At 73.0% G+C, this 15908-nt stretch carries 11 protein-coding genes; 5 read left to right on the forward strand and 6 right to left on the reverse strand.

Annotation, left to right across the window (positions count from 1 at the left end):
• A partial coding sequence (locus tag IO29_RS08350) for an NAD-binding protein (RefSeq protein ID WP_051848679.1) occupies positions 1-1922 on the reverse strand: 1922 nt, incomplete at its 3' end.
• Between the two features lie 197 nt (positions 1923-2119).
• On the opposite strand from IO29_RS08350, the gene IO29_RS08355 reads away from it, so the two are divergent.
• On the forward strand, positions 2120-2332 hold the full coding sequence (locus IO29_RS08355; RefSeq protein ID WP_033225109.1) for a twin-arginine translocase TatA/TatE family subunit: 213 nt from the start codon (positions 2120-2122) through the stop codon (positions 2330-2332).
• Here IO29_RS08355 and narI read toward each other — a convergent pair.
• The 4 genes from narI to IO29_RS08375 are packed head-to-tail and all read right to left on the reverse strand — an operon-like array spanning position 2301 to position 8954.
• A complete protein-coding gene (narI, locus tag IO29_RS08360; RefSeq protein WP_033225114.1) occupies positions 2301-3014 on the reverse strand; it encodes a respiratory nitrate reductase subunit gamma in 714 nt (237 codons plus the stop codon). The two genes, IO29_RS08355 and narI, sit on opposite strands and share 32 nt — an antisense overlap.
• Positions 3014-3628 carry a nitrate reductase molybdenum cofactor assembly chaperone gene (gene narJ, locus IO29_RS08365; protein WP_030382734.1) on the reverse strand — a complete coding sequence of 205 codons (615 nt, stop codon included), beginning with the start codon at positions 3626-3628 and terminating at the stop codon, positions 3014-3016. The genes narI and narJ overlap by 1 nt, the downstream gene beginning before the upstream one ends.
• Complete coding sequence (gene narH, locus IO29_RS08370) at positions 3625-5238, reverse strand: nitrate reductase subunit beta (protein WP_107065947.1); 1614 nt, start codon at positions 5236-5238, stop codon at positions 3625-3627. Before narH ends, narJ begins: the two co-directional genes overlap by 4 nt.
• A gap of 32 nt (positions 5239-5270) precedes the next feature.
• The gene (locus IO29_RS08375) at positions 5271-8954 is read right to left on the reverse strand and encodes a nitrate reductase subunit alpha (RefSeq protein ID WP_030382736.1); all 3684 of its coding nucleotides are present in this window, start codon (positions 8952-8954) and stop codon (positions 5271-5273) included.
• Between the two features lie 403 nt (positions 8955-9357).
• Here IO29_RS08375 and IO29_RS08380 point away from each other — a divergent pair, with 403 nt between their 5' ends.
• The 3 genes from IO29_RS08380 to IO29_RS37680 all read left to right on the forward strand — a co-directional run bounded on the left by IO29_RS08380 (position 9358) and on the right by IO29_RS37680 (position 13113).
• Complete coding sequence (locus tag IO29_RS08380) at positions 9358-11520, forward strand: chloride channel protein (RefSeq protein ID WP_234316385.1); 2163 nt, start codon at positions 9358-9360, stop codon at positions 11518-11520.
• Positions 11521-11596: 76 nt separating this feature from the next.
• Complete coding sequence (locus IO29_RS37675) at positions 11597-12361, forward strand: helix-turn-helix domain-containing protein (protein ID WP_030378672.1); 765 nt, start codon at positions 11597-11599, stop codon at positions 12359-12361.
• On the forward strand, positions 12358-13113 hold the full coding sequence (locus IO29_RS37680) for a nucleotidyl transferase AbiEii/AbiGii toxin family protein (RefSeq protein ID WP_051707483.1): 756 nt from the start codon (positions 12358-12360) through the stop codon (positions 13111-13113). The genes IO29_RS37675 and IO29_RS37680 overlap by 4 nt, the downstream gene beginning before the upstream one ends.
• A gap of 46 nt (positions 13114-13159) precedes the next feature.
• Here the strand turns inward: IO29_RS37680 and IO29_RS08395 are convergent, their stop codons facing one another.
• Positions 13160-14779, reverse strand: coding sequence for an ATP-binding cassette domain-containing protein (locus IO29_RS08395; RefSeq protein ID WP_030378670.1), 1620 nt, complete (start codon positions 14777-14779; stop codon positions 13160-13162).
• 148 nt (positions 14780-14927) lie between these two features.
• Here IO29_RS08395 and IO29_RS08400 point away from each other — a divergent pair, with 148 nt between their 5' ends.
• A complete protein-coding gene (locus IO29_RS08400) occupies positions 14928-15842 on the forward strand; it encodes an NADP-dependent oxidoreductase (protein WP_030378669.1) in 915 nt (304 codons plus the stop codon).
• Positions 15843-15908: the final 66 nt, after the last annotated feature.

Here is a 15908-nt window from a genome sequence, read left to right on the forward strand (position 1 = left end):
CGCCCCAACAGCTCCGCCAGCCCCCTCCGCGTCGCCGCCAGCACCACCCGATCCCCCACCCCCAGCACATAGGAGGACGGCAACCCCCACACCGCCGAACCGCCGGACGGCACCTCGCGCCCCAACACCCGCCACTTCCCCGCCACGAACGCCTCCCCCACCGTCCGCCCCTCCAACTGCGGATGCCCCGCCACCTCCACCGCCGCGAACAGCAACACCCGCCGCTCCACCGGAATCGCCCCCAGGATCTGCCGCCCCAGCATCGCCGCCGCGAACGCCGGCGCCGCCAGGTGCGACACACTCCGGCTCCGCGTGAGCGCCTGCGGATGCGCCGCCCGCAGCGTCCGGTACACCGCCGTCGCGAAGTCGTCGTCGTACAGCCGCAGCACCACCCGCAGATCCGGCCGCACGGACCGCGCGTACAGCGCCGCCTCCAGATTCGTCGTGTCCGCGCTGGTCAGCGCGAGCAGCGTCCGCGCCCGGTGGATCTTCGCCGCCTCCAGGACCCCCTCCTGCGTCACGTCCCCCAGCACCACCGGCACCCGCAGCCGCCGCGCCACCGCGAGCCCCCGCGCCTCCGGGTCGCCCTCCACGCACACCACCGGAATCCGCAGTTCCCGCAGCCGCACCAGCACCCGCGTGCCGATCTTGCCGACGCCGAGCAGCACCACGTGCCCGGACAGCCCGCGCGGCGGCCTGCGCAGCGCGGAGTTGCTGCGGAACGTACCGAGCGCCTCCAGCACCGCCGCCAGCAGCACCGGCAGGAGCAGCAGCCCGACCAGCCCCGACAGCAATTGCAGGATCTGCCGCCCGGCGGGCTCGCCCACCGCCGGGTCGTTGATCGCGAACAGGTCGAGCAGCGTCAGATACGTGGCCCGCAGCGGACCGGTGTCGGTCACGGCGAGCTGCGCCACCGCCAGCGCCACGACACAGGCCACCAGGCCCGCGAACGACCACCGCAGCCGCCGCGACAGCAGCAGCGCGAACGGCACCATGCTGCGCCCGGCCTGCTGCCGTGGCCCGGTGTACGACACGGTCTCCAGGACGACGGTCCCGCGCCCGGTGGCCGCCGCGACCGCCGCCTCGTCGGGCAGCAGCCGGGGCCCGTGCTCCCCGCTCTCCTCGGCGCCGTCGGCGCCCGCGGGGTCGCTGCTGGTGGCGGAGAGCAGCGCCAGGGTGCACAGCCCGGGGTCGGCGACCTCCCCGGGCGCGGGCGGCTGCCGTTCCACCGCGCGCAGCATCAGCCCGTCCGCCTGGACGACCTTGGTGGTGCCGGTGACGGCGGTCGCGGCGAGCGCGGGCGCGGCGGTGTCGGCGTCGGACAGGACGGTCGTGGAGGCGTCGAGGTTGTCGTCCTCGCCTGCGGTCCCGTCCGGGCCGATGAGCGCGAGCGCCGCCGCCTGGTCGAGCAGCTCCTCGATGTGCTGCCCGAGGCGCCGGTTGTAGAGGCGGAGCACGAGCCGCAGCCGGGGGTTGAGCCGGCGGGCGGTGAGCGCGGCGCGGATGTTGGTCTCGTCGTCGTCGTAGACGAGGGCGAGCGCGGTGGCCCGCTCCACGCCCGCGTCGGCGAGCACGGCCTCGGCGGCCTCGGCCGCCTCCACCACCCGTACGGACCCGCCCGGTTCGAGGGGAGGACGGCCCCCGTGCCCGCCCCGGCCACCGTCAGCCCCGCCCCGGCCACCGTCACCCCCACTGCGGCCACCGCCACCGCCGGCCGGGGAGCCCCCGCCCCCGTTGCCCGCCGCCCGCGTCACCGCCGCCGACACCCGGTCCAGCAGGGCCGCCCCGCGCTGCCGCCCCACCACCGGCTGGCGGGCCAGCCGCCGCGCGGGCGGGACGACGAGGGTGACCCGCTCCCCGTACACGTCACGGAGTTCGGCCGCGAGCCGGTGCGCCAGCCCGTCGTCCCCGCACACCACCATGTGTGCGCCGCCGTCGATCGATCCCGTCCGGTACGCCCCGCCGCTCGCCACGAGGGGAAAGACTGCCGTACCGACGCGCCCGGTTCCAGGGGCGGGGCCCGGCGGTCCGCCCTTGCCGTCGGCGCGTGCGTCGGCGAGACTGCGACGGAACCGGCCGGAGGGCGGCCGGTCGACGGCACGACGGAACGGGAGCCGCGATGTTCGGCCTGAGCGAGCTGGTCGTGATCCTCCTCGTGGTGATCGCCGTCCTCGCCTTCAAGAAGCTCCCGGGGCTGGCGCGGTCGGCCGGGCAGGCGAGCCGGATCTTCAGGAGCGAGTCCAGGGCCCTGCGCGACGAGGACCCGGAGGGCACCCCCCGGGTCGTGCCCGGCACGGTCGTCAGCCGCGACGAGCGGCAGCCCCGCCCCTGACCCCCGCCCCGCCGCGCGAGCGGTAGACCACGTACGGCCGCGCCGCGTACCCGAGCGGCGCCGCGAACGCGTGCACGAGCCGGCCGAACGGCCACAGCGCGAACAGGGCCAGGGCCAGCAGCGCGTGGCACCGGTAGACGAGCGGTGCGTGGGCCATCGCGGAGACGTTCGGGTCGAGCGTGAACAGGCTGCGGAACCACACCGCCACGCCCAGCCGGTAGTCGTACGGGTTGGCCACCGAGGACGCCGTGGCGGTGAGCCCGGCCAGCAGCACCAGGACCAGCAGCGGGTACATCAGCCGGTCGCCGCGGCTGGTCGCCCGGCGCACGGCGGGCACCCGCAGCCGCCGGTACAGCAGGATGCCGAGCCCGCAGACGGCGGCGACGCCCGCCGCGCCGCCCATGGTCAGCGCCACCCCGTGGTACTGCGCCTCGCTGACCCGCAGCCGCTCGGTCACCCACTCCGGCACCAGCAGCCCCATGACATGCCCGCCGACGACGAACAGCAGCGCGTAGTGGAACAGCGGGCCGCCCACGCGCAGCAGCCGCGACTCGTGCAGCTGGCTGGAGCGGGTGGTGAACCCGAACCGGTCGTAGCGGTAGCGCCACAGGGCCCCGGCGACCAGCACCACGAGCGAGAGATAGGGCAGGACGCCCCACAGGGCGATGTGCAGATGTTCCATCAGCGGCGGACTCCTTCGGCGCTTTCGTGACCCGGGGCGTACGGGACGGGGAGGGGCAGCGCGGGGAACGGCAGCGGGACCGGGGGCGGCGCCTGGGCGGGCGCGGGCCCGTCCGGCAGGGTGTCCCGGACCGCCCGTACGACGTCCAGGTACGGGCTGTCGTACGCCGCCAGCCCCCGCGCCAGCAGGTCCAGCGCGCCCCGGTGTTCGACGAGCAGCGCGCGTCCCTCCTCCGGGCAGCGGGCGGCGAGTTCCAGCAGGGCGGGCAGGTGGTCGGGGAGTTCCCCGCCGTCCGGTTCCCAGCCCGCCGCCCGGTAGCGGGCCTTGAGCGCGGCGAGCGTGGCGCCCCGGCGCCGGGTGTCGCCGTCGGTGTAGTGGGTGAGGTGCAGGGTGCGGCGGCGGGTGCGGTCGAACGTGACGACGTACCGCTTCGCCAGGTCGAGCACGGGGACATCGGCGCTCCACCGGCAGAACCGCAGCAGCGACATGGGCGCCGGACCGGGCAACCGCCCCAGCACGTCGGCCACTTCGTCGCGCCGCACCGGCCAGTCGGCCTCGGGGTAGGACAGCAGCAGGGAGGCGGCCTGGTGCACCGCCCGGTGCAGTTGCGTCACCGCGCGCCCTTCCGCTCCGGGAACAGTCCCCGGGGCCGCCCGCGCCCGTCCCAGTTGAACAGGTTGACCCGCCCGCGCAGTCCACCGTCCGACCGGGGAGCCGCCCCGGCCGGCACGGGCGGCGCGTGGAACGCCTCCGCCGGATCCGCGGCGTCCCCGTACATTCCGGGACCGCCCTCGCCCTCCAGACTGCACCCCGAACTCGTGGCGCCGCCCCCGCCTCCCGCCACATACGTCGTCGGCACCACGTACCGCTCCTCGTACTTGGCCAGCGCGAGCAGCCGGTACAGCGACTCCAGGCCCCGCTCGTCCAGGCCGACGCCGCGGGCGAGCGCCGGGTCGCGTTCCTCGCCGAGGTTGATCCGGCGCATGTGCGCGCGCATCGCGGCCAGCCGGCACAGCGCCGCCTCCACGGGGGCGGTGTCCCCGGCGGTGAACAGTCCGGCGAGGTACTCCAGCGGGATGCGCAGCGAGTCGATCGCGCCGAACAGCGCCGCCGGGTCCTCCCCGTCGTGTCCGCTCCCGGTCAGCGCCTCGACGACGGGGGAGAGCGGCGGCACGTACCAGACCATCGGCATCGTGCGGTACTCCGGGTGCAGCGGCAGCGCGACCCGGTAGGTGGTGATCAGCTCGCGCACGGGGGAGCGGCGGGCGGCGGTGATCCAGTCGTGCGGGATGCCCGACTCCTCGGCGGCGCGCACCACCTCGGGGTCGTGCGGGTCGAGGAAGCAGCCGAGCTGGGCCTCGTACAGGTCCTTCTCGTCGGTCACCGAGGCGGCCTCGCCCACCTTGTCGGCGTCGTAGAGCATGACGCCGAGGTAGCGCAGCCGGCCCACGCAGGTCTCGGAGCAGACGGTGGGCTCACCGGCCTCGATGCGCGGGTAGCAGAAGGTGCACTTCTCGGCCTTGCCGGTGGAGTGGTTGAAGTACACCTTCTTGTACGGGCAGCCGCTGACGCACATCCGCCAGCCCCGGCAGCGGTCCTGGTCGACGAGGACGATGCCGTCCTCGATCCGCTTGTAGAGCGCGCCGGACGGGCACACCGCCACGCACGACGGGTTGAGGCAGTGCTCGCAGATGCGGGGCAGGTAGAACATGAACGCCTGCTCGTACTCCAGCCTGACCTGCTCGTTCATCTTCTTCAGCACCGGATCGCCGGCGAGGTGCTCCGGGCCGCCGCCCAGGTCGTCGTCCCAGTTGGGGCCGTAGGTGACGTCGGTGGGGCGGCCGTCGATGAGGGAGCGGGGGCGGGCGGTGGGCAGGTCGTCGCCGAGCGGGGCGGCGATCAGGGTCTCGTAGTCGTACGTCCAGGGCTCGTAGTAGTCCTTCAGGGAGGGGAGTTCGGGGTTGGCGAAGAGGCGGGCGAGGCGGCGGGGGGGGCCCCCGGACCGGGGGACGAGCCGGCCCCGGGCGTCGAGGCGCCAGCCGCCCTTCCACTTCTCCTGGTCCTCGTGGCCGCGCGGATAGCCGAGGCCGGGGCGGGTCTCCACGTTGTTGAACCAGGCGTACTCGGTGCCGGTGCGGTTGGTCCAGGTCTGCTTGCAGGTGACCGAACAGGTGTGGCAGCCGATGCACTTGTCGAGGTTCATCACCATCGCCACTTGGCTCATACAGCGTCCAATAGTGCTTCCAGCACGGGGCATCAGTACTGAACCTCCTGCGCCCGGCGCCGGACGACCGTGCGCGCGTCGCGCTGGTTGCCGGTGGGGCCGTAGTAGTTGGGAGCGAACGACAACTGGCCGTAGCCGCCGATGAGATGGGTGGGCTTGAGGAGGATGCGGGTGAGCGCGTTGTGGACGCCGCCGCGCCTGCCGGTGGTCTCGCTGCGCGGGACGTTCACCAGGCGTTCCTGCACGTGGTACATGAACACGGTGCCGGCCGGCATGCGGTGCGAGACGATCGCGCGGGCGACGACGACCCCGTTGGGGTTGACCGCCTCCACCCAGTCGTTGTCGGCGGCGCCGATCGCCTCGGCGTCGGCGACGCTCATCCAGATGACGGGGCCGCCGCGCGCCAGGGTCTGCATCAGCAGGTTCTCCTGGTACTCGGAGTGGATGGACCACTTCGAGTGCGGGGTCAGGTAGCGCACGCTCACCTCCCGCTCGCCCGCCACCGCGTCCGCGGTCAGGTCCAACGGGGGCCGGTAGACGGGCAGTTGCTCGCCCAGTTCGGCCATCCAGTCGTGGTCGAGGTAGAAGTGCTGGCGCCCGGTGAGGGTGTGCCAGGGCTTCCTGTGCTCGGTGTTGACGGTGAAGGGCGAGTAGCGCCGGTCGGGCGCCTCCTTGCCGGACCACTCGTAGCTGGTGCCGACCTGCACGGGCCGGTCCTGGGTGTCGGAGAACACCACCCGGCGTTCGTGCACCGCCTCCGCAAGCGTCTCGAACCCGGCGGTGGGACCGCACCGTTCGGCCAGCCGCGCGAACCCCTCGGCGGCGATCCGCCCGTTGGTGGTGCCCGACAGCGCGAGGATCGCCTCGCACAGCTTGACGTCCGTGTCGAGCAGCGGCCGGCCGCGCGCCGCCCCGCCGTCCGCCGTGCCGCACCGTGAGGCCAGCCACCGCACCTCGGGCCCGGGCCGTACGGTCACCCCCTTCACCGTCATCCCCCGCTCCTCGGGCAGCGGGCCGAGCGCGGCGAGCTGTTCGGCGACGGCGGTGTAGTCCCGCCGCACCACCGTGAAGTGCGGCAGATTGCGCCCGGGCACGGCGGCGGTGGCGCCCTCGCGCCAGTCGGGCACCGTGCCGCCGGGCTGGGCGGTCTCGCCGGGGGTGTCGTGCTGGAGGGGGGTGGCGAGGAGGTCGTACGCGGTGTCCAGGCGGCCCTTGGCGAGCTCGGCGAAGCGGGCGGCGAGTCCGTGGAAGATCTCGAAGTCGGTGCGGGCCTGCCAGGGCGGGCTGATCGCGGGCGAGAACGCGTGCACGAAGGGGTGCATGTCCGTGCTGGACAGGTCGTGCTTCTCGTACCAGGTGGCGGCGGGCAGCACGAGGTCGGCCATCAGCGTGGTCGAGGTCATCCGGAAGTCCAGCGCGAGCAGCAGATCGAGCTTGCCGGTGGGCGCCTCCTCGTGCCAGGTGACGTCCCGGGGGCGGGCGTCCGGCGGTGCCTCCTCGGCGCACGCGTTGTCGCTCGCGCCGAGCAGGTGGCGCAGGAAGAACTCGTTGCCCTTGGCGGAGGAGCCGATGAGGTTGGCCCGCCACACGGTGAGCACACGCGGCCAGTTGGCCGGGTCGTCGGGGTCCTCGCAGGCGAAGCCGAGCCTGCCGTCGGTCAGTCGGGAGGCCACCCACTCGTCGGGCTCGCGCCCGCTCTCGCGCACGGCCCGGCCGAGGTCGAGCGGGTTGGCGGAGAACGTCGGCGCCGACGGCATCCAGCCGAGCCGCGCCGACTGGGCCACCAGGTCGGCGGTGTGCCGCCCGGCGAACAGGCCCTTCCCGGCCGCCGGTGAGGCGAGCGCGTCGGCGCTCTGGGCGTCGTAGCGCCACTGGTCGGTGTGCAGATACCAGTACGGCGTCCCGGCCATCTGCCGCGAGGGCCGCACCCAGTCCGCCGCCGACTGCACCTGCTGCCAGCCGGCGTAGGGGCGGACCTTCTCCTGGCCGACGTAGTGCGCCCAGCCGCCGCCGTTGACGCCCTGGCAGCCGGTGAGCAGGAGCAGGGTGAGGAAGGAGCGGTAGATGGTGTCGGAGTGGAACCAGTGGTTGGTGCCGGCGCCCATGACGATCATGCAGCGGCCGCGCGTCTTCTCGGCGGTCTCCGCGAACTCCCGCGCGATGCGCACCACGGCCGCCGCCGGGACGGAGGTGATCGCCTCCTGCCAGGCGGGGGTGCAGGGCTGCGCGGCGTCGTCGTAGCCCTGCGGCCAGTCGCCGGAAAGGCCCTCGCGCCCGACGCCGTACTGGGCGAGCAGCAGGTCGAACACGGTGGTCACCCGGCGCCCGCCGACCTCGCGGACGGGGACGCCGCGGGAGAGCGCGGTGCTCCCGGCGTCGTCGAAGCGGGGCAGCCGGACCGTTGCCGTCGCCGTCGCCGTCTCCGTCGCCGTGTCCGGGCCGTCGTCGTACAGGCTGAGCAGCGGTTCGACGTCCCCGAGGTCCAGGTTCCAGCGGCCCTCGCCGCGCTTGGACCAGCGGTCGCCGAGGGTGCCGCCCGGTACGACGGGGCGGCCGGAGGCGGCGTCCAGCAGGACGGGTTTCCAGGCGGCCTCCTCCTCGTCCTCCTCGTACAGCCCGAGCGTGGCGGCGGTGACGAACTTGCCCGGGACGAGGGTGCCGTCGGCGCGCTCCTCGATCTCCACCAGGAACGGCAGATCGGTGAAGCGCCGCACGTAGTCGGTGAAGTACGGCACCCGGCGGCGCACGAAGCACTCGGTGAGCAGCACATGCCCCATCGCCATGGCGAGCGCCCCGTCGGTGCCGGGGTGGGGGTGCAGCCACTGGTCGGCGAACTTGGTGGCGTCGGCGTAGTCGGGGGAGACGACCACGACCTTCTGGCCCCGGTAGCGGGCCTCCGTCATCCAGTGGGCGTCCGGCGTCCGGGTCACCGGCACGTTGGAGCCCCACAGCATCAGATACGCCGCGTCCCACCAGTCGCCGGACTCCGGGACGTCCGTCTGGTCGCCGAAGACCTGCGGGGAGGCGATGGGGAGGTCCGCGTACCAGTCGTAGAAGGAGATCATCGGCGCGCCGATCAGCGCGTGGAAACGGGCGCCGACCGCGTGCGAGGCCATGGACATGGCGGGGATCGGCGAGAACCCGGCGACGCGGTCCGGACCGTACGCCCCGATGGTGTGGACGTGGGCGGCGGCCGCGATCTCCAGCGCCTCCTCCCAGCCGATCCGCACCAGACCGCCCTTGCCGCGCGCCGACTGGTAGCGGCGCCGCCTGACCGGGTCGGACGTGATCTCGGCCCAGGCGGCGACGGGGTCGCCCAGGCGGGCGCGGGCCTCGCGGTAGAGCTCCAGCAGGACACCGCGGACGTGCGGGTAGCGGACGCGGGTGGGCGAGTACGTGTACCAGGAGAAGGAGGCACCGCGCGGGCAGCCGCGGGGTTCGTACTCGGGCCGGTCGGGGCCGGTGGAGGGGTAGTCGGTCTCCTGGGTCTCCCAGGTGATCAGCCCGTCCTTGACGTACACCTTCCACGAGCACGAGCCGGTGCAGTTCACGCCGTGCGTGGAGCGTACGACCTTGTCGTGCGCCCAGCGCTCGCGGTACGGGCTGTCGTTGACACTCTGGTCGGTGCGCAGCACCGCCCGCAGATCGGGTGTCGTCTCGGTGCGGCGCAGTATGCGGCCGCCTCGCAGCAACCGCTCCGCGGCCACCGCCGCCATGCGTTCCGCTTCCCGACGGGCACCGCGCCGTCCCACCACCCGGCACACTCCTCACCTGCGTACTGCTGCTTCCGAACTGACGGGCTGTCAGCTTGGAACAACGGTAGCGGCGGGTACTGACATGACTACACAGAGTTGAGAAGGGCTATACGGAGCTTTTCTTGCCCTTTGCAATAGTTGTGCGGGGCATGCTTATGTGACGCCGGTCACGCTGAGGTGGGGCGGGCTCACCGAAAGTGACCGTTGCACCATGCAATGATACGATCCGTGCAGGCGGGCAGGGTTGCCCCCCGTCTCCCTTCCTCCCTCCTCCCCTCCCTTCTCCGCGGGCAGTGCGGCTCGCGGAGATCGCGTTGCCCTGCTCGGTCGCTCCCGTCCCCACCCTCGAATCCCCGGAGTCGTCATGTCCGCGTCCCTGGCCCCGGAGCCGCCCGCTCCTTCCGCGGCGGCCTCCCGCCCGCACGGTCATCCGCCCCACCTCACCGTTCCCGCCATCCCGGTCCTCGGCGACTTCCATGTGCCACCGCGGGTGCTGGCGATCACCGCGCTGGCCGTGCCCGTCGGTGCGGTGGCCGCGCTGGTGGCCGCCGGGCTGCTGAAGCTGATCGCGCTCATCACCAACCTCGGCTTCCGCTGGCGGTTCGGCTTCGGCTCCGCCGTGCCCGCCGACGCCACGCACCGGTGGCTGCTGGTGGTCATGCCGGTCGTCGGCGGCCTGGTCATCGGGCTGATGGCCCGCTACGGCTCCGAGAAGATCCGCGGCCACGGCATGCCCGAGGCGATCGAGTCGATCCTGGTCGGCGGCAGCCGGGTGCAGCCGCGGGTCGCCGTCCTCAAGCCGGCGTCGGCCGCCATATCCATCGGCACGGGCGGGCCGTTCGGCGCGGAGGGGCCGATCATCATGACCGGCGGCGCGGTGGGCTCGCTCATGGCGCAGCTGCTGCGGGTCACGACGGACGAGCGCAAGGCGCTGCTGGTGGCGGGGTCCGCGGCGGGCATGGCGGCGACGTTCGACGCGCCGCTCGCCTCGATCCTGCTCGCCGTCGAACTGCTGCTCTTCGAGTGGCGGCCGCGCTCGTACCTGCCGGTGGCGGTCGCGGCGGTGACGGCCACGCTGGTGCGGGGCCCGCTGCTCGGCACCGAACCGCTGTTCGGCGGCGCCCACGTGCCGGCGCACCTCGCGCTTCCCGACTACGGCCTGTGCCTGGTCGCGGGTGCCGCCGCCGGGCTCCTCGCGCTCGGCGCGACGGCCCTCGTCTACTTCTCCGAGGACCTCTTCTCGCGGCTGCGCGTGCACTGGATGTGGTGGCCCGCGCTCGGCGGTCTGATCATCGGCCTGGGCGGTCTGGTCGAGCCGCGCACGCTCGGTGTCGGCTACGACGTCATCGACGCGCTGCTGACCGGGCACGCGACGGTCGGGCTGATCGTCGGCGTCCTGGTGGTCAAGACGCTGATCTGGGGACTGTCGCTCGGCTCGGGCACGTCCGGGGGCGTGCTCGCCCCGATGTTCATGGTCGGCGGCGCGCTGGGCGCGGCGGAGGCGCTGGTCTTCCCGCAGGTGGGCCCGGGCTTCTGGGCGCTGGTGTCCCTGGCGGGGGTGCTGGGCGGCGTCATGCGCTCGCCGCTCACGGGCATCGTCTTCTGCCTCGAACTGACCCACGAGATCAACGCCCTGATCCCCATGGTCATCACCGCGTCGACCGCGTACCTGCTCTCGGTGACCCTGCTCAAGCGCTCGGTCCTCACCGAGAAACTGGCCCGGCGCGGGCTGCACCTCACCCGGGAGTACTCCGTCGACCCCCTGGAGACCCACCTCGTACGGCAGCTGGAGACCCCGGCGGCGGTGACGTTCCGCGCCGACCGTCCCGCCGGTGAGATCACCGCCCTGCTGCGCACCGCGCACGACGGGGGCGACCCCGAGGGCCTGCTCGCCCAGCGGCTGTACCCGGTGCTGGACGCGGAGCGCGTGCTGACGGGCGTGGTCACCCGGGGCCGCCTGATCCACGCGGACCCCACCGACCGCACGCCCCTGGCCTCCCTGGCCACACCCCCCGCCACGGCCCACCCCGACGAAACCCTCCGCACCCTGGCCAACCGCATGGCCCACCACGAGGTCACCCGCCTCCTGGTGGTGACCCCGGACGCGAACGGCCGCCCCGAGGTGGAGGGCATCATCACCCTCCGCCACCTCCTGGCGGCCCGCCGCATCGACCACCACGAGGAACACCACGCGGAACGGGTGCTGAGGTGGCGGGGGAGGCGGGGGGCGGGGGGGCCGGCGGGGGGGGGGGGGGGGGGGGGGGGGGGGGGGGGGGGGAGACGTGGATCACACCGGAGGTCGGAGCTCCGGCGTCGGCGCGCAGGTGCGCGTTGGGGGAAGGGGTCTTGTCTGCCTGATCGGTCAGGCCCTCGCATGTTCTGTTCCTGGTTCTTTCAGGAGGTCAGGGGCTCACCGGGTCCTCGCGAACGAGGTCCCGGCGGCCCGGGGAACTGCCCCGGACCGGCGCCCGGCGGACAGGCATCGGTTGCGTGCTTGCGTCAAATCTCCCGGCCCCGGGAGATTTGACGCAAAGATGCGGGGCGCGGACACTGATTGCGTGTTCTCTCCCGAATCCGGGAGGATATTCGCAAGGAGGTGCGAGGTGGCCGAGGCGGACTACGTATCCGTGAAGCAGGCCGCGGAGTCCCTGGGCCTGGACGATTCGCGTGTGCGCCAACTGCTGCGCGAGGGGCGATTGCGTGGTGCGGTGATCGGCAGCCGATGGATCGTGGAGACCGAAGCCGTCCGCGAGCGTAAGACTTCCGCGCACACACCCGGGCGCCCGCTGTCGGAGCGGAACGCGTGGGGGATCCTCGCCCTGCTTTCCGGGAGTCGGCCTCCCGCCTTGTCAGACCCGGAGCGTTCCCGTCTGATGGCCCGTATACGGGATCTCGCCGACTACGAGGAGCTGCCGGCGGAACGCCTGCGGAAGCTGCTCGCGGCGCGGGCGGAAGTGCGGCGCTACCGGGCCCACCGCGGCCTGCTCCCCACCTTGCTCGCGGATCCGGACGTGGTGCGTACCGGGGTCAGCGCCGCCCCTCGGGTGGGCGCCGACTACGTCGCTCCGGGACGTGCCGAGATCTACGTGCATCCCGACCGGGTCGGGAAACTCGAGGCCGGCTTCGGTCTGGTGCTCGACGCACACGGTGGAAACCTCGTCGTCCGCGTGCCGTCGGCCACCGCCTGGACGTTCCTCGTCTCGGCCGAGTGGGACGAGAGGGAGGGCAGGGACGCTCCGGCGCCCGTGGTCGCGGCCGATCTGCTCGATACGGGAGAGGACCGAGCCGTCGCGGCAGCGGCAGGCGTCCTCCAACCGTTGCTGGTGGCGAACGCGGCGAACGCGGCGAAGGGGAGGCGTGCGTCGTGAACGAGACATTCGTCCGCATCGAGTCGGACCTGCTGACCGGACCACTGGTGGGCCTTTGGGGAACCCTTCTGGACCTGTCCGAGAAGGTCCCCGAGGCCTGGACCCTGATCGGTGGCCAAATGGTCCTCCTGCACGGGCTGGAACACGGCAGGAACCCACCGGCCGCCAGCCTCGACCTCGACGTGCTGGCCGACGTGATCTCCGATCAGCACAGTCTGCGTGCCCTCGTGACCGCGTTGGAGGACCTGGGTTTCGCGTCCAGCGGTGTGTCTCCGGAGGGCAAGGCCCACAGATACAGGCGGCACGAGGACGGGGGCACACTCGTCGTCGATCTGCTCGCTCCGGACAACCTCGGCCAACGGGCCGACCTGACCACGACACCTCCCGGCACGACGCTGGAAGTTCCTGGTGGGCGACAAGCCGTGCAGCGCAGCCAAGGCGTTCCCGTGCGACTCGGTGAGCGCACGGGAACGATCCACCGCCCCAGCCTGCTGGGCGCGATCGTCGGCAAGGCGGCCGCGCTGGGCATTCCCACCGCGCCGAAGGAGAAGCACTACCGGGACCTGGCGTTCCTTCTCTCGCTGCCGGCGGATCCCCTCGCTCTCAAGCGCCAGTTGACGAAGGGCGACCGCAGGAAGCTGCGGATGGCACAGGCACTGCGGGACGTCGACCACAAGGCCTGGAGGGCGCTGGAGGACGAGGAGGCACGGGCGGACGGCCAGGCGATGTACCGACTCCTGGCTGCGGAGTAGCCGGTCCGGTCCGTCGCCCCGAGCCGGGCCCACCGCCGCCGGGCGCCTACCGCCGTCGCACCACCCTCCCCTCGTCCCACACCGGCTCCCGCGTCTCCCGTACGTGTCCGTCCGCGGCGAACAGCAGGTAGCGGTCGAAGCTCTTCGCGAACCAGCGGTCGTGCGTGACCGCGAGCACCGTGCCCTCGTAGGCGCTGAGCCCCGCCTGGAGCGCCTCCGCGCTCTCCAGGTCGAGGTTGTCCGTCGGCTCGTCGAGGAACAGCGCGGTCGTGCCGCGGAGTTCGAGCAGCAGGATCTGGAACCGCGCCTGCTGGCCCCCGGACAGCCGGTCGAACGGCTGCTCGCCCTGCGCGCTCAGCTCGTACCGCCGCAGCGCGGACATCGCCCCGCCCCGGTCCAGCGCGTGCTCCTTCCAGAGGATGTCGAGCAGCGTGCGGCCGACCAGCTCCGGATGGGCGTGCGTCTGCGCGAAGTGCCCCGGCGCGACGCGCGCGCCCAGCGTCCACTCCCCGGAGTGCTCCACGCGCTCCCCCGCCAGCAGCCGCAGGAAGTGCGACTTGCCGGAGCCGTTGGAGCCGAGCACGGCCACCCGTTCGCCGTAGAAAACCTCCAGGTCGAACGGTTTCATCAGACCGGTCAGCAGCAGCTGACGGCAGGTCAGGGCCCGTACGCCCGTACGGCCGCCGCCCAGCCGCATCGTGATCTTCTGCGGCCGCGGCGGCTGCGGCGGCGGTCCGGCCTCCTCGAACTTCCGCAGCCGGGTCTGCGCCGCCTGGTAGCGGGAGGCCATGACGTCGCTGCGCGCGGCGTACTGCCGCAGGTCGAGCACCAGCTGCTTGAGCTGTGCGTGCTTCTCGTCCCAGCGTCTGCGCAGCTCGTCGAAGCGTTCGAACCGCCGCTCGCGCGCCTCGTGGTACGTGGCGAAGCCCCCGCCGTGCACCCAGACGTCACTGCCGCCGGGCGCCGGCTCCACGCTGACGATCTTCTCCGCCGAGCGCGCCAGCAGTTCCCGGTCGTGGCTGACGAACAGCACGGTCTTGGCGGTCTCCCGGAGCTTCTCCTCCAGCCACCGCTTGCCCGGCACGTCAAGGAAGTTGTCCGGCTCATCGAGCAGGAGCACCTGGTCGGGGCCGCGCAGCAGCACCTCCAGGCACAGCCGTTTCTGCTCGCCGCCCGACAGCGTGCGCACCTCGCGCCAGCGCGCCCGTTCGTAGGGGACGCCGAGCGCGGCACTGGTGCACCGGTCCCACAGCACCTCGGCCTCGTAGCCGCCCGCCTCGCCCCAGTCGCTCAGCGCCTGCGCGTAGCCGAGCTGCGCGGCCTCGTCGTCCCGCTCCATGAGCCGCAGCTCCGACGCGTCGACGGCGGCCGCGGCCTCGCGCACGCGCTGCTGCGACACCGCGAGCAGCAGGTCCCGTACGGACCTGTCGTCCGTGACGGTCCCGATGAACTGCGGCATCACCCCGAGCCCGCCGCTGACGGTGACCGTGCCGCCGTGCGGCTTCAGCTCACCGGCGATCAGCCGCTGAAGCGTGGTCTTCCCGGCGCCGTTCGCCCCGACGAGGGCGACGACGGACCCCTCGGCGACCTTGAAGGAGACGTCTCCGAACAGGATGCGCCCGTCGGGGAGGTAGTACTCCAGGTGCGCTGCTTCCACGTGGCCCATGGGCCGTGGAGCGTACGCGCACCCCTCGCCGGGGCGCACCGCAATTAAATACTTGGCTAGCCACCTAATCGGTGCTACTTTTAAGTGGTCGGCCACATAAATGGGTGGCCGGCCCCCGACGCACCACCGACACAAGCGAGGAACAACCATGAAGGCCATCACTTTCGACCGGTTCGGCGGCACCGAGGTCCTGCACGAGACGGAGGTCGCGACCCCCGAGCCGGGCGCGGGCCAGGTCCGCGTACGAATCCGGGCGATCGGCGTCAACCCGGTGGACGGCAAGATCCGCTCCGGCGGGATGGAGGCCATCTTCCCGACGACCCTGCCGGCCATCCCCGGCGGCGAGATCGCCGGCGTGGTCGACGCGCTCGGCGAGGGCGTCGAGGGCCTGGCGGTCGGGGACGAGGTGCTGGGCTGGTCCGACACCGGCTCCTACGCCGAGTACGCCCTGGCCACCCCCGACCACCTCGCGCCGAAGCCAGCCGGGCTCGACTTCGCGCACGCGGTCACGCTGCCGGTCGCGAGCGACGGCGCCGAGCGGGTCCTCGACGTCCTCGGCGTCAAGGAGGGCGAGACCGTGCTGATGCACGGTGCGGCGGGCGCCATGGGCACGCTGGCCGTGCAGCTCGCCACCGCCCGCGGCGCCCGCGTCATCGGCACGGCGGGCCCGGCCAACCAGGAGTACCTGACCGGCCTGGGCGCGACGCCGACGACGTACGGGGAGGGCCTGCTGGACCGCGTGCGCGCGCTGGCGCCCGAGGGCGTGGACGCCGTGTTCGACCTCGCGGGCAAGGGCGCCCTGGAGGACTCCATCACCCTGCTCGGCGGCACCGACCGCGTCGTCACGACCGCCGACTTCCGCGCGGCGGAGCTGGGCGTCCACTTCGAGTCGGGCCCGCAGCGCCGGTCGGCCGCGCGACTGGCGGAACTGGCCCGGCAGGCGGCCGACGGCACGCTGATCACGACGGTCGGCACCAGCCTGCCGCTGGCCCGCGCGGCCGAGGCCCACCGGATCATCGACGCCGGCCACGGCCGCGGCAAGCTCGTGCTCACCGTCGGCTGACCTGTGACGTGTGACCTGTGACCTCAGACCTCTGACCTCTGACCTCTGGTCTCTGGCCTCTGACTT

This window comes from Streptomyces sp. NRRL F-6676, from assembly GCF_000725625.1.
Classification (GTDB): Bacteria; Actinomycetota; Actinomycetes; order Streptomycetales; family Streptomycetaceae; genus Streptomyces.